The sequence below is a fragment of the Comamonas testosteroni genome (assembly GCF_014076415.1).
GTDB classification, from domain to species: Bacteria; Pseudomonadota; Gammaproteobacteria; order Burkholderiales; family Burkholderiaceae_C; genus Comamonas; species Comamonas testosteroni_F.
The window spans coordinates 2,007,857-2,021,051 of record NZ_CP043568.1; the positions used below are offsets into that span (position 1 = coordinate 2,007,857).

The following is a 13,195-nucleotide window of genomic DNA, read 5'->3' on the forward strand; positions in this document are numbered from 1 at the left end:
GCGGCGTCCTCCCCTACACGTCCAGCAGCGGGCGGTGCTTGATGTGCCGCGCGAACACGGCCATGAACTGCGGATCGACGCGCGCGCCCCGCATCGCCAGCGAATGGCCGACGATCCAGAGCACGACACCGGGAATCCACAGTTGCAGGCCCAGCCCGACAGCGGCGGCCAAGGTGCCGTTGGCGATCGCCACGGTGCGCGGTGCGCCGCCCAGCAGGATCGGCTCGGTGAGCGAGCGATGCAGCGGCACCTCGAACCCGGCCGCGAAGGTGTCCGGGGCACTCATACGACGGCCCCGCCCGAGAAGCTGAAGAACGACAGGAAGAACGAGGACGCGGCGAAGGCGATGCTCAAGCCGAACACGATCTGGATCAGCTTGCGAAAGCCGCCCGACGTGTCGCCGAACGCGAGCGCGAGGCCCGTGGCGATGATGATGATGACCGCGACGATGCGCGCCACCGGCCCCTGGATGGATTCAAGGATGGATTGCAGCGGGCCTTCCCACGGCATCGAGGAACCGGCGGCCTGTGCAGTGCCCGCAAGCAGCAGCATGAAGGCAGCGAGCATCAAGCCTTGCATGGCCGGGCGGGCCAGGCCATCCAGCCGCGCGGGACTGGAGCGGCGGGAAAGCGGATTTACAGAAATACGGAAAGCATCAACGTGCGTCATGGCAGTTCTCCAGAAAGGTCGAGGGATGGGGAAGTCGCCGCAGCGGGTGCGGCATCGGGAAGTGGCGGCAGCTCGGGAAACGGCGCGTCCATCGCATCCGCCAGTCGGTAACCCACGCCGTCGAAGCCGACGACGCGGGCGATGCTCTCGATGCGGCGCTTGCGTCCGCGCCCGGCGATGTGGATCACCACGTTGACCGCCTCGGCGATCAGCGCGCGGGGCGGGTTCACCGCCACTTCGAGAATCAGTTGCTCCAGGCGCAGCAGCGCGCCGAGGGCGGAGCCGGCGTGGATCGTGGCAATGCCACCCGGATGGCCCGTGCCCCACACCTTGATGAGATCCAGCGCCTCGGCGCCGCGCACCTCGCCCACGACCACGCGGTCAGGCCGCAGGCGCATGGACGAGCGCACAAGCTCGGTCATCGACACCACGCCTGCGCGGGTGCGCAGCGGAACGTGGTCGCGGGCCGCGCATTGCAGTTCCACCGTGTCTTCGAGCACCAGCACGCGGTCGCCCGTGGCGGCGATCTCGGCCAGCAGCGCATTGGCGAGCGTGGTCTTGCCGCTGCTGGTGGCGCCGGCGATCAGGACGTTCTGCCGCTCGCGCACGGCACGAACGAGAAAGCCCGCCTGCGCGCTGGTCATCATCCCGTCGATGACGTACCGCTCCAGCGGAATCACACCGATGGCGCGCTTCCGCAGCGCGAAGGCCGGCCCTGGCGCGGCGGGCGGCAAGATACCCTCGAAGCGTTCGCCGGTTTCGGGCAGTTCGGCGGACAGTAGCGGCTGGCCGCGATGGACTTCTGCGCCAACGTGGGCGGCGACAAGGCGGATGATTCGCTCGCCGTCCGCCTCGGACAGCTCCACGCCCATCGGTGCGCGGCCCGATGAAAGCCGATCCACCCAAAGGGTGCGATCAGGATTGAGCATGACTTCCACCACGTCCGGGTCTTCGAGCGCGGCAGCGATCAGCGGCCCCATCGCCGTGCGCAGCATCTGAATGCGGCGGTCGAGCGAGGTGGCGAAGGACGAAGGTGCGACGCTCATGAGGCGCGCTCTTGCGCTTCGGCAACTGCCGCCGCGTCATCCATCCGCGCCGGGTCGGGGTGCAGTTCCTCCACCACATCGCGCACCAGGCTTCGACCGCGCAGCAGGTGGCGACCCAACTGTTCAACGAACTGCTCGAAGCGCGCTTTGCCCTGTGCGCGTGCCGCGTCTTGGTGCGCCTCGGGAACTGGCGTGCTGACCGTGAGGTAATAGCGGATGAACAGCGCCAGCGTTTCGATGGCGATGTTCTGGTCGCGCTCCATGCGCTCGGCCTGGCGCGAGAGGCGATCAAGCCGCTTGGCAATCGCTGCCTCGCGCTGGTCGGCAGCATCGGGCGACAGCCACGATGCGAGCGCCGCCGCGACGATGCTGGATTTCGATACGCCTTTCTTGGCGGCCAGCTCGTCCAGACGCTTGGCATGCTCCGGCTGGATGAACAGGTTGAGGCGGTAGTGGCTCATAGCTCGATTCCGTCGTTGGGGTCGAGGGAAGCCAGCCGGGCCGTGCGCTGCATGGCCGGGTCAAGCTGGCGAGGAAGGGGAAGCGGCAGGTCGTCATCGTCATCGAGCAACCCGAGGTCGGCTGCGGACGCGGCCAGCTCGGGGTCGTAGGCGACGGCTTCGGAAAGTTCGGGCTGACGGCGCGGTCCGCCGTCGTCGGCCGAACCCAAGTGCTCCAGGCCATCAGTAGGTGCAGTGGCCGGTGCGGCAGGCACGGCGGGAATCGCCAGCCCGCTCCAGTCGTCGGCTCGCGAGGGCGGAACGTCGGCATAGCGTCCGGCCGCAAGCACGGGCGGCGGCAGCACGCGCCGCTTGAAATTGGTGTCCGCGTAATAGCGCAGCTTTTTGGCCTTGATCGGCGCCACGCTGGACACCATCACCACGGCTTCATCCGGCGGTAACTGCATCACTTCGCCCGGCGTCAGCAGTGGGCGCGCGGTCTCCTGGCGCGACACCATCAGGTGGCCCAGCCACGGCGCGAGCCGGTGGCCTGCGTAGTTGCGCTGTGCGCGCAGCTCGGTTGCAGTGCCCAGCGTTTCGGAGATCCGCTTGGCCGTGCGTTCGTCGTTGGTGGCGAACGTCACGCGGACATGGCAGTTGTCCAGAATCGAATGGTTCTGCCCATACGCCTTGTCGATCTGATTGAGCGACTGCGCGATGAGAAAGCTGCGAATGCCATAGCCCGCCATGAAGGCCAGTGCCGTCTCGAAGAAGTCGAGCCGCCCGAGCGCCGGGAACTCGTCAAGCATCAGCAGCAGCTTGTGGCGGCGCTCGATGCCGTCGGAGCCATCGAGCGATTCCGTCAGCCGTCGCCCGATCTGATTGAGGATCAGGCGGATCAGCGGCTTCGTCCGCGAAATATCTGAAGGCGGCACCACAAGGTACAGCGATACCGGATGCTCGGCCGCGATCAGGTCGGCAATGCGCCAATCGCAACGCGACGTGACTTCGGCCACCGTAGGGTCGCGGTACAGGCCGAGGAACGACATGGCCGTGCTCAACACGCCGGAACGCTCGTTGTCCGACTTGTTGAGCACTTCGCGCGCCGCCGATGCGACGACCGGATGCGGGCCATAGCCGAGATGCGGCGTGGTCATCATCCGGTGCAGCGTCAGCTCGAATGGGCAAGCCGGATCGGAGAGGAAGTTGGCGACGCCGCGCAGCGTCTTGTCCTCGCCCGCATAGAGCACGTGCAGGATGGCGCCGACCAGCAGAGCATGGCTGGTCTTCTCCCAATGGTTGCGCCGCTCCAGCGCGCCTTCGGGATCGACCAGGATGTCCGCGATGTTCTGCACGTCGCGCACCTCATGGGCGCCGCGACGCACCTCCAGCAGCGGGTTGTAGGCCGCTGACTTCGCATCGGTCGGGTTGAACAGCAGGCAATGCGAGAAGCGCGAGCGCCAGCCTGCGGTGATCTGCCAGTTCTCGCCTTTGATGTCATGGGTGACGGCGGACGCGGGCCAGCTCAACAAGGTGGGCACCACCAGGCCCACGCCTTTGCCCGAGCGGGTTGGTGCGAAGGTCAGGACGTGTTCCGGACCTTCGTGGCGCAGGTACTGGCGTTCGTGCTGGCCGAGGAACACGCCGTCCGGCTGCGTGAGACCGGCCTCGCGAATGTCATCCGCGTTCGCCCAGCGCGCCGAGCCGTAGGTCGTGACCAGGCGCGATTGCCGCGAGCGCCAGATCGACATGCCGATGGCCACCAGCACGGCCACCAGGCCGCTGCCACCCGCAATGGCGCCGCCGATGTCAAAGACGCTGGGCGCGTAGGCATCGAAGAAGAACCACCACTCGAACAGCCGCCACGGGTGATAGACCGGCGTACCGAAGAAGTCGAACCAGGGCGAGCCAAGGCGTAGCTGATAGCCCAGGGCGGCGGCTGTCCATTGTGTGGCTGCCCACACGCCGGCGATCACGATGCCGAATACCACGGCGATCTGACCGAACAGCACGTTCGTCCCTTGCATGATCCCGCCTCCAATCACGGCACAACAACGTGCCGCGTGCATCAGGATCAAGGCGTGTGCATAGGTCGGTCAAAGACCGTTATGGCGGGGATTTAGGCCGAAAAAGCCTGATTTCTTGCAGGAGCGAAGGCAATAAAAACGCCGCAGACGGGAGCGCGTTGCGGCGTAGTGAGGTGTCAGCGAGAACTTTGTCGCTGCGAAGCGACTACAACAGAGCTATTTGGACTTCTGCTCAGGTCGGTCACCGAAGAAACGCCGATTGGCGGCTTCGGCAGCACGGCGGCAAAGTTCATCACCGACTTTTGTGCGATCTTCCTTGCATTGCCGTTGAATCTCCTTGATGCGCTCGGGATGCGCCGCGAGGAAATCCACGGTTTCCGAAGGTTGAGACGAGCCACATGCGGTCAGTGCGACGGTCAGCATCAGTAGCATCACTCTGTTCATGATTCCAGTCCTTTCGTCGGATGGTTCAGGCATCGTCGGCAGCGTCGATACCGTCTGCCGAATCAATGAAGGCCACACGCTCGATGAACCGAGCCAGCATCTCGGACGGCTCCGCATCGCGGCGTAGCAGATAGGTCGTAAGCATGTATGGCTTGCCTGCCAAGCGGCGGGCCACGACACCCGGCTCGCGGCTGGAGGCGATATGCGCCTCGCCCGCTAGGCCCAAAGCCAGGCCAGCGGAAACCAGCGTCATCATCACGTCGAAGGTTGCCACGCGCTGCGCAATCAGCGGCTCCTGATCGAGCTTGCGCAGAAAACGATCGATCTGCCGCGCGTGGCCTTCGCAGACCGCCGGGTCGCCCAGTGCCAACGGATAGCGCAGCACTTCTTTCAGCGGAACCTGTTTGAAGGCGAGCACGGGATGGCGGGCTGGCACCGCTACCATCAGTTCATCTTCCCAAGCAGGTGTGACCAAGATACCATCGCCTCCATCCTCTGCCATCGAAAAACCTACGTCATACAGATCTTCATGCAAACCCTTGATCTGCAGCCCGAGCGGCACCTCAAACAGACGCATCTCAACTTCAGGGTCCTCTTCACGGCATCGCGCCAGCAAAGTTGACAATCGTGTGGGTGTTACACCATCAGACAAGGCAATGCGTAACTGGCCTAAAAATCCGTTGGTGGCAGACTTGACGCCATCACGGGCCTGATCCAATGCGGTAAAAATGCGCGGGACATGCTCCAAAAGCTGTCGCCCGGCACGGGTTAGTTGAGTGCTTCGGGTAGTACGAATGAATAAACGAGCACCAAGTTCCTCTTCTAATTCTTTGATAGTGCGTGAAAGTGGAGATTGGTCGATATGTAGTCGTTCAGCGGCGCGAGCGAAATGAAGTTCCTCCGCAACGATGAGAAAGCAGCGAAGATGTCGAAGCTCCATTGTGCTCACTCCACTTTAATTCGTCTAATTTCATTTGCGCGGCTAATTAATCAGCCTTTGCCAGAGTGCTGACAGCCAAACCCCCCCGGTCAGCAAAGTGGCTAACAGCACGGCAGCGCTTCCCATGTCCTTTGCACGCTTTGATAGCTCATGCCATTGAGGGCCAATACGATCAATCGCCGATTCCACAGCAGTATTGAGTAGCTCCACAATCATCAAAATAAGGATACTTCCTGAGAGAAGAGCGACTTCGACCCATCCCTGCCCCAACCAGAAGGCCAATGGGACCAACACAAAGGAAAATACTGACTCAAGTCTAAAGGCCGGCTCATTCCATCCAGCGCGCAATCCCTGAATTGAGTAATGGGACGCATGCCAAATTCTCAATATTCCTCGGCGAGATTTTTGTTTATTTTCGAATGCGGACATGGAATCAGCTGCGATTGTGTGTTTTTTATCTTTCATGAGAACAACTCTTATATATTCTTATCATCACAGCCAAAGAAAAAATCGAAATTCCTATCGTACTCACTTGTTTTAACCTGCATTAGCCCCAAGACAGACGAAAACAATGCGTCGTGATCCGCATAAGAGCGGGCTCGCTCACTCAAACAGCCAATATTCAGCCCGCGACTTTGCGTAAACGTTGAAGAGAACCACATAACCAAAGGAACACGAGTCTGCTCTTGTGGAGCAATCGCATAAGGCATGCCGTGCAGAAAAAGACCCTTCTCGCCCAGGGATTCGCCGTGATCCGAGACGAATATCATAGCTGTGTCGTAGTCGGAAAGCCCCTGCAATTGTTTGATGGCTCGGCTTAGGAAATGATCTGTGTAGAGAATAGCGTTGTCGTAGCTATTCACGATCTGTTCGCGGGTGCATTTCCCCATTTCCGGTGTGTCGCATGTTGGGATGAATTTGCGATACGCTGCTGGGTATCGTTGAAAGTAGCTGGGGCCATGATTTCCAATCTGGTGCAAAAAAATCACACGATCACCGGGAATTTTGCGAGCCTGAGCTGGTAAGTCTTCAAGCAAAATCTCATCGAAACACCGACCATCAACGCATAAAGAGGGACTTTGTGCGTTCCCTAGACGTTGATTTTCGAGACCATCGCACACCCCTTTGCAACCTGACTGGTTATCCCTCCATAAGGTGGTAATACCAGCACGCTCCAGAACATGCAGTAAGGATTGGTGTGAACGAATCTTGTCCTCATCGTAGTTTCGGCGACCAAAGGACGAGAACATGCAAGGCACAGAAACCTCGGTGTTAGTTCCACAGGAGTGCATGTCGGAGAAATTGATCACACCTATCTGAGCCAATTGAGGCGTTGTTTCGCGTGCATAGCCGTTCAATCCCCAGTTTTGGGCGCGAGCCGTCTCGCCTACGACAAAGACTAATAAACGTGGCCGACTGCCTTCGGGCCTGACTGTTGCAACGGCATCAGCTCCAATGGTTTTCTTTTCGGCGGACTGCGTGATAGAGGAACCTTTTAGTGCCTTCGGTAAGCCCACCAGATAGTTTCCCGGTGTAATCAAGTATCGAACTTCGCGATGATTTCTCATCAGTGCGGACATGTCCTGAAATGACAGCATGACACCGACCGAAATCATCAGTGCCGAAAACAGCATTAATCCCATACGCCACACGGTTGCTTTCAGCCAAGTACGCCCGACCAATCGGATTCGCCAAAGCAAAATAATCGGCACTACTGCCAGTTGGCTTAGTGGAGCAATCAATGCAGGCGTCAGTAGCTCGCGACTTTCCTTGAAGTCTGTGGCTAGAACATTGCGCAACATGCTCGAATCGAGGTAGATATGAAAGCTGCGCATGTAGTGTGTTGCGAGGGCAGAGGCAACAAACAGCACCGCAAGTAAAACCCTGGCATTCCAGCGCCATACAACCAAACTCAACAGCAGACTGTGAATTCCCACCAGAAACAGCAGTACGGATGTGCCCATGCGTAGACTGGACTGGACGCCTAAGGCGCTACTCCAAAATAGACCATTGCAGGCCAGTGCAAAGAAAATACTGGTCATCAAGATCAGCCACTCGACGCTGCATTGTGGTCGCCAATGGCTTAGGTTCTTGAGGTTTGCAGTTCTGAATCGCGGCACCAGACCGAGAGCCTGTTTGAAAGTTCTCATGCTTGGAACCCCGATGAATGGACATCGCCTGAGCCACCAACAAACCAGCGTTGCCAGACCATGAAAAGACCCAAGGCAACGACCCAACAAATCAGGAGTGTCCACAAGTCATGAGAAAGGAAATGGGCTCCGCGCACCTGCTGGGTCCATCCAAAGATGGCACCTATCATCAAACCTGCGGCCAAGGCCATCCAACGCCAGGCAGGACGAACCATCAAGGTAAAGAAATAGAGGCTGACCCATGCATATCCGGCACTTGCATGCCCTGCGGGAAAGCACACACCGCGGGGCATACCGAGCGGGCGTGTTTCAAACAGGCCCACAAACACTCGCGCTCCGCCATAGCGCACCAAGTTCCAAGGGCAATCCATGTTAGTGAACGATTTCAGTGCCGAAACCGTCAGTGCCCCTATCAAGTACGCACAAAAAAGATACAGTAGCGGCCAGCGTAGGTATGCCGCGCATTTGTTGCTACGTTTTTTTCTCCAAGCCCAGATGCACGTTGCTGCAACCGCAATTGCCAGCAAGGTGGAAAGATTCTTTCCTCCCCGATGCAGCAGATTGTTGGTTAGCCAGGCATCTCGCAAAGCCCATCGGCTGCCCTGCAAGCGATAGAGATGATCGGCGACCCAGAAGTCCCCACCGCCATCCATCAATAGACTGCTTATGATCAGCGCCGCACCCGCTGGTAGCGCTAGATGAGTGATTAAGAATCGAGGTGCGAATGGTGCGTTGGATGGTGGGGCGTTGCCCAGTAGTCGAAATTCATTGGGGGGCATCGACATGTGCCTCCTTCGAATGCCACAGCGCATGCGCATCGATACGCACCAGTGCTGACGCTTGCAGCGCATCGACGCGAGCCTGTGCCTCGGCGAGTCGTGTCTGGCGCAGGTTGCGCAACGTCAAGAGGTATTCGGCCAAGGCGGCCTCTCCCAGTTCCCAAGCCCGCCGCGTGTGGTTGCTGGCCGTGGTCTGCGCGGCCAGCGCCTGCGCGAATGACTGCCACTGCGTGCGCTTGCTGTCAACAGCCTGCGCGGCGACCCACGCACTTTGCTCCACCGCGCGCCGCACGCCGAGCGCCTCCGCCTCTGCGGCCGCCGCGTTGGCGCTTTCCGTGGCAGCCATTGCACTGCGATAGTCTGTGCCAAATGGCACCGTCAGGACAACGCCAATGACACGTTCCGCCCCGCCGCGTTCAGACATCATGCGTACCCCGACTGTGGGGTCGGGCGTGCGGTTGGCGTGGGCGCGCTCAGCCACCTTGGCAAGACGGGCCGCCTCTCCATCTGCAATGCCGATTTCGACGCTCTGCCGCACGATACGCGCCAGCCAGTCCTGTGAGCCTCCTGGTAAGGGAGCGGGATCTGGCAGCGTGGATGGCCGGGCGGGAATCTCAATGCCGGGGAATTCGATCACCACCGTTTGACGCGCTGCCCGTTCTGCGTCGCGCGCAGCGCTGACCTGGGCTGCAAGCATTGCAAGCTCGGCTTGCAGAACGTCGCTGTCCCGCCGCGCGGCATCGCCCAGGGCCACGCGCCGGGCCATTGCTTCCTGCTCACGAATAAGCAACTTTTCCTGCGCTTGCATCTCGTCGGCTACGACGAAACTGCGCAGCCATCCGGCCCAGACTTCCAACAGTCGCCTTGCCATTTGGTGCTCGGCATCTTCAAGGCGCATGTCGGCCACCCTGCGGGTGCTGCTGCCGATGTCCCGATCCAGACGCGCCTTGTTCGGCAGGCGAACAGCACGGCTGAGCTGGATTTCCCATTCGTTGTAGCGGCGCGCTTCGTTGGTCACGTTGCGGCGTTGTAGGCCGCTGCTGAGTTCAAATTCGTGACTACCGGCTTCAAGGGCGCTTTGCGTGGCAGCCGCCGCGTTCAAGCGAGCGGCTGCGGCATTCACGACCGGCTGGGTTTTCATCGCCGTTTCGACTTGCGCCTGCGCAGGCAGCCAGGAGAGATCATCGGCACGCGCTTGCGCGGGATGGAATGTCAAAGCCGCGATGGCCACCATGACGGCACCAGTCGGTAGTACCAGGCTGCATCCTTTGTTTTTATTCGTCATACCAGTCTTCCACTTGCCAACACCGGCTCCACCCACCAGCGCACGTCGCTCGATGCGATGCGCTGGCGCAGATGCGCCAGAACCTGTTCCAGCCGTTCGGGTTCGATCAACACCCAGATGACACGCCGATCCACACGGCCGCGAACCTTCTCGCGAATGGACGCGCGCGCGAAGTCGCCGGTATGCCCTTCTGCGTGCAACAGGGTGAACCCTGGCAGCACCGGGTCGGCCATCAGGGCATCGGTGACGGCGTCTTCGAGCGTGGGTGGAAACACCAGATTCAGGCGCACCAGTTGCGCTTCTTTCAATCCGTTCATGCGCGGACTCCTTGTTGTGAGGAGATGGCCTGGCCGAATCGCCGGTACAGCACCGGCAGCAGGACCAGGGTCAGCGCCGTGGAGCTGACCAGTCCGCCAATCACCACGATGGCGAGTGGGCGCTGGATCTCAGAGCCAGGGCCACTGGCCAGCAGCAGGGGCACCAGGCCAAAGGCGGTGATGGAAGCCGTCATCAGCACTGGGCGCAGCCGTCGCAACGAACCTTCGCGCACCACCTGTTCCATGGGCAGGCCTAGCGCGTGCAAGTGGTTGAAGTGCGTCACCAGCACCAATCCGTTGAGCACGGCGATGCCCAGCAGCGCGATGAAGCCGACCGAAGCAGGCACCGACAGGTACTGCCCCGACAGCCACAGCGCCGCCACGCCGCCGACCATGGCAAACGGCACGTTGCCGAGGATGAGCGCGGCCTGCCGCACCGAGCCGAAGGTCATGAACAACACGAAGAAGATCAACGCTAGGGCCACCGGCACCACCATGCCAAGGCGGGCCGCCGCGCGCTGCTGGTTCTCGAACTGGCCGCCCCATTCGACGCGGTAGCCGGGCGGCAGCGGCACGTCGCGCGCCACGGCGGCACGCGCTTCATCCACGAAGCCGACCAGATCGCGCCCGCTCACGCTGGACTGGATCAGCGCGAAGCGCGAGCCGTTCTCGCGCCGCACCAGCACGGGGCCATCGGTGGTGGCGATGCGCGCCAGCGAGGCCAGGGGGATTTCGCCCTGATCGCCACGGGCGAGTTGCAAGTCCTTGAACCGCTCGGCCGATCCGCGCAGCCGGGCATCCCCGCGCACCACGATGGGCGTGCGCCTGTCCGGCTCGATCACCAGCCCGGCCGGCACGCCTTCGAGCTGCGCGCGCAACTCGTCCTGAACCTGTGTCACGGCCAGACCGGCGCGGCCTGCGGCCTGCGCATCCACCTTCACCTGCAGGTATTCCACGCTGTCGCTGGCCTGGGTGAGCACGTCGCGCGCACCGGGCACTTTCTCGATGCGAGCGGCCATGCGCTGCGCCAGATCGCCCAGTGTTTGCAGATCAGGGCCGAACAGCTTGACGGCCACGTCGCCCCGGCTGCCGGTGAGCATTTCCGAGATGCGCATCTCGATGGGCTGGGTAAAGCCGAATTCCAGGCCGGGGAAGGCATCCATCACCTTGCGTATCTCGGCACTCAACGCGTCCTTGTTAGCTGCATGCCAATCCTTGCGCGGTGCGAGCTGCATGAACAGGTCGGTTTCGTTCAGGCCCATCGGGTCGAGCCCCAGCTCGTCGGAGCCCACCCGCCCGATGCTGTGCCGCACCTCGGGCACCGCCGTACCGATGGCCTTCTGCACCGCCAGGTCAATCTCTAGCGAGCGCTGCAGCCCAATGGACGGCGGTTTTTGCAGTTGCAGCAGGATATCGCCCTCGTCCATCGTCGGCATGAACGCCTTGCCCGTGCCGAGGTAGGCCACCACACCCAATGCCAGGGCCGCGATGGCGACCGCCGATGCGCGTAGCGGGTGGTGAAGCGCAGCCTCCAGCAGCGGTTGGTACAGGCGCGTGGCCCAGCGCATCACCCACGGCTCGGTGTGCGCGTGTTCCTTGAGCAGCAGGGAGGCAAGCACCGGCACCAACGTGAGCGACAGCAGCAGCGAGACGCCCAGGGCGAACACGATGGTCAGCGCCACCGGCACGAACAGTTTGCCTTCCAACCCTTGCAGCGTGAGCAGGGGCATGAAGGTCAGACAGATGATGAGGATGCCGGAGGCCACGGGCACGGCGACCTCGCGCGCCGACGCGAATATGCGGTGCAGGCGCGGCTGGTGCGCACTGGGTGCGTGCGGGTCGAGCCGACTGACGGCGTTTTCCACCACCACTACGGCAGCGTCCACCAGCATGCCGATGGCGATTGCGAGGCCCCCTAAGCTCATCAAGTTGGCGCTCATGCCGACAAGGCGCATCAGCAAGAAGGTACCCAGCGCCGCCAGCGGCAGCATCACCGCCACCACCAGCGCGGCGCGCAGCTCGCCGAGGAACAGAAGCAGCAGGATGACAACCAGTACCGTCGCTTCCAGCAAGGCGCTTTCCACCGTGCCCACAGCGCGCTCGATCAACGTACTGCGGTCATAAAACGGCACCACCTTGACGCCGGGCGGCAAGCTGGGAGTCACCTCGTCCAGCCGCGCTCGAATAGCTTTGACCAGCGCCGAGGCATCGGCCCCGCGCAGCGCCACCACGATGCCTTCCACCGCTTCGCCCGCGCCGTCCCGGGTGACGGCGCCATAGCGCGTCACGCCTTCGATGCGCACCTGGGCCACGTCGCCCAGGCGAACTGGGGCCGTGCCATTGGCCCCCGCGCGCAGGATCAGACGGGACAAATCGTCCAAAGTGTGGATCGCGCCTTCAGCGCGCACGATCAGCGTGTCTTCGCCTGCATCCAGGCGGCCCGCACCGTCATTGCGGTTGTTGCGGCCGATCGCCGTGATGACATCAGAGAAGCTGAGGCCCGCAGCGGAAAGCCGTGCGCGATCCGGCACCACGGCAAAGCTCTTGGCTTCTCCACCCAGCACGTTGACATCAGCAACACCGGGCAGCGTGCGCAGGGCCGGGCGCAGCGTCCAGTCCAGCAGGGCGCGGCGCTCGCTCAACGTGAGGCCACCGCCTTCGATGGTGAACATGAACACGTCCGACAGCGGTGTCGAAATCGGCGCCAACCCGCCGCTGACGCCTTCGGGCAGGCTGCCCGAAACGCCGGCATAGCGTTCGGCCACTTGCTGACGCGCCCAGTAGATGTCGCTGCCTTCGGCGAAGTCCAGCGTGATGTCCGCGATGGCGTACTTGGCGGTGGAGCGCAGCATCACGCCTCGCGGCACGCCGAGCAACTCCATCTCCAGCGGCGTGATCACGCGTGACTCCACCTCCTCGGGCGTCATGCCAGGGGCCTTGATAATCATCTTGACCTGCGTTGGAGAAATGTCCGGATAGGCGTCGATCGGCAATTGCAGGAAGGCCGCCAGGCCCGCGCCCGCCAAAGCCAGCACGCCGAGCAGCACCAGCGCGCGTTGGCGCAGGGAAAACTCAATCAGACGGGACAACATGCGTGG

13 protein-coding genes are annotated in these 13,195 nt (G+C 62.0%); all 13 read right to left on the reverse strand.

Annotated features, from left to right (window positions below):
* Positions 1 to 13 precede the first annotated feature (13 nt).
* The 13 genes from F0P97_RS09090 to F0P97_RS09150 all read right to left on the reverse strand — a co-directional run bounded on the left by F0P97_RS09090 (position 14) and on the right by F0P97_RS09150 (position 13,189).
* Positions 14 to 286, reverse strand: coding sequence for a VirB3 family type IV secretion system protein (locus F0P97_RS09090; RefSeq protein ID WP_003056130.1), 273 nt, complete (start codon positions 284 to 286; stop codon positions 14 to 16).
* Positions 283 to 669 carry a TrbC/VirB2 family protein gene (locus tag F0P97_RS09095; RefSeq protein ID WP_003056137.1) on the reverse strand — a complete coding sequence of 129 codons (387 nt, stop codon included), beginning with the start codon at positions 667 to 669 and terminating at the stop codon, positions 283 to 285. Before F0P97_RS09095 ends, F0P97_RS09090 begins: the two co-directional genes overlap by 4 nt.
* A complete protein-coding gene (gene trbB / locus F0P97_RS09100; protein WP_003056138.1) occupies positions 666 to 1,715 on the reverse strand; it encodes a P-type conjugative transfer ATPase TrbB in 1,050 nt (349 codons plus the stop codon). The genes F0P97_RS09095 and trbB overlap by 4 nt, the downstream gene beginning before the upstream one ends.
* Positions 1,712 to 2,176 carry a ribbon-helix-helix protein, CopG family gene (locus tag F0P97_RS09105; protein ID WP_003056139.1) on the reverse strand — a complete coding sequence of 155 codons (465 nt, stop codon included), beginning with the start codon at positions 2,174 to 2,176 and terminating at the stop codon, positions 1,712 to 1,714. Before F0P97_RS09105 ends, trbB begins: the two co-directional genes overlap by 4 nt.
* Positions 2,173 to 4,182, reverse strand: a complete 2,010-nt coding sequence (locus tag F0P97_RS09110) for a conjugal transfer protein TraG (protein WP_182286477.1) — start codon at positions 4,180 to 4,182, stop codon at positions 2,173 to 2,175. The genes F0P97_RS09105 and F0P97_RS09110 overlap by 4 nt, the downstream gene beginning before the upstream one ends.
* A 216-nt stretch (positions 4,183 to 4,398) precedes the next feature.
* Positions 4,399 to 4,626 carry an EexN family lipoprotein gene (locus tag F0P97_RS09115; RefSeq protein ID WP_003056142.1) on the reverse strand — a complete coding sequence of 76 codons (228 nt, stop codon included), beginning with the start codon at positions 4,624 to 4,626 and terminating at the stop codon, positions 4,399 to 4,401.
* A gap of 25 nt (positions 4,627 to 4,651) precedes the next feature.
* On the reverse strand, positions 4,652 to 5,566 hold the full coding sequence (locus F0P97_RS09120; RefSeq protein WP_012204568.1) for a LysR family transcriptional regulator: 915 nt from the start codon (positions 5,564 to 5,566) through the stop codon (positions 4,652 to 4,654).
* A 42-nt stretch (positions 5,567 to 5,608) separates the two neighbouring features.
* Positions 5,609 to 6,031 (reverse strand): diacylglycerol kinase, encoded by a 423-nt coding sequence (locus tag F0P97_RS09125; RefSeq protein ID WP_012204569.1) that lies wholly within the window; start codon positions 6,029 to 6,031, stop codon positions 5,609 to 5,611.
* Positions 6,032 to 6,042: 11 nt separating this feature from the next.
* Positions 6,043 to 7,716 (reverse strand): phosphoethanolamine transferase, encoded by a 1,674-nt coding sequence (locus tag F0P97_RS09130; protein ID WP_012204570.1) that lies wholly within the window; start codon positions 7,714 to 7,716, stop codon positions 6,043 to 6,045.
* Entirely contained in the window at positions 7,713 to 8,501 is a 789-nt protein-coding gene (locus F0P97_RS09135; protein WP_232538169.1) for a phosphatase PAP2 family protein, read from the reverse strand. Before F0P97_RS09135 ends, F0P97_RS09130 begins: the two co-directional genes overlap by 4 nt.
* A complete protein-coding gene (locus F0P97_RS09140; protein ID WP_231113295.1) occupies positions 8,482 to 9,780 on the reverse strand; it encodes a TolC family protein in 1,299 nt (432 codons plus the stop codon). Before F0P97_RS09140 ends, F0P97_RS09135 begins: the two co-directional genes overlap by 20 nt.
* Complete coding sequence (locus F0P97_RS09145) at positions 9,777 to 10,097, reverse strand: DUF3240 family protein (protein WP_062168876.1); 321 nt, start codon at positions 10,095 to 10,097, stop codon at positions 9,777 to 9,779. Before F0P97_RS09145 ends, F0P97_RS09140 begins: the two co-directional genes overlap by 4 nt.
* Positions 10,094 to 13,189: an efflux RND transporter permease subunit gene (locus F0P97_RS09150; RefSeq protein WP_063598497.1), complete on the reverse strand. Its 3,096-nt coding sequence runs from the start codon at positions 13,187 to 13,189 to the stop codon at positions 10,094 to 10,096. The genes F0P97_RS09145 and F0P97_RS09150 overlap by 4 nt, the downstream gene beginning before the upstream one ends.
* Between the last annotated feature and the right edge of the window lie 6 nt (positions 13,190 to 13,195).

Coding starts and splice junctions, on each gene's coding strand:
- F0P97_RS09090 (WP_003056130.1), bottom strand. CDS start 286: ATGAGTGCCCCGGACACCTTCGCGGCCGGGTTCGAGGTGCCGCTGCAT.
- F0P97_RS09095 (WP_003056137.1), bottom strand. CDS start 669: ATGACGCACGTTGATGCTTTCCGTATTTCTGTAAATCCGCTTTCCCGC.
- trbB (WP_003056138.1), bottom strand. CDS start 1,715: ATGAGCGTCGCACCTTCGTCCTTCGCCACCTCGCTCGACCGCCGCATT.
- F0P97_RS09105 (WP_003056139.1), bottom strand. CDS start 2,176: ATGAGCCACTACCGCCTCAACCTGTTCATCCAGCCGGAGCATGCCAAG.
- F0P97_RS09110 (WP_182286477.1), bottom strand. CDS start 4,182: ATGCAAGGGACGAACGTGCTGTTCGGTCAGATCGCCGTGGTATTCGGC.
- F0P97_RS09115 (WP_003056142.1), bottom strand. CDS start 4,626: ATGAACAGAGTGATGCTACTGATGCTGACCGTCGCACTGACCGCATGT.
- F0P97_RS09120 (WP_012204568.1), bottom strand. CDS start 5,566: ATGGAGCTTCGACATCTTCGCTGCTTTCTCATCGTTGCGGAGGAACTT.
- F0P97_RS09125 (WP_012204569.1), bottom strand. CDS start 6,031: ATGAAAGATAAAAAACACACAATCGCAGCTGATTCCATGTCCGCATTC.
- F0P97_RS09130 (WP_012204570.1), bottom strand. CDS start 7,716: ATGAGAACTTTCAAACAGGCTCTCGGTCTGGTGCCGCGATTCAGAACT.
- F0P97_RS09135 (WP_232538169.1), bottom strand. CDS start 8,501: ATGTCGATGCCCCCCAATGAATTTCGACTACTGGGCAACGCCCCACCA.
- F0P97_RS09140 (WP_231113295.1), bottom strand. CDS start 9,780: ATGACGAATAAAAACAAAGGATGCAGCCTGGTACTACCGACTGGTGCC.
- F0P97_RS09145 (WP_062168876.1), bottom strand. CDS start 10,097: ATGAACGGATTGAAAGAAGCGCAACTGGTGCGCCTGAATCTGGTGTTT.
- F0P97_RS09150 (WP_063598497.1), bottom strand. CDS start 13,189: ATGTTGTCCCGTCTGATTGAGTTTTCCCTGCGCCAACGCGCGCTGGTG.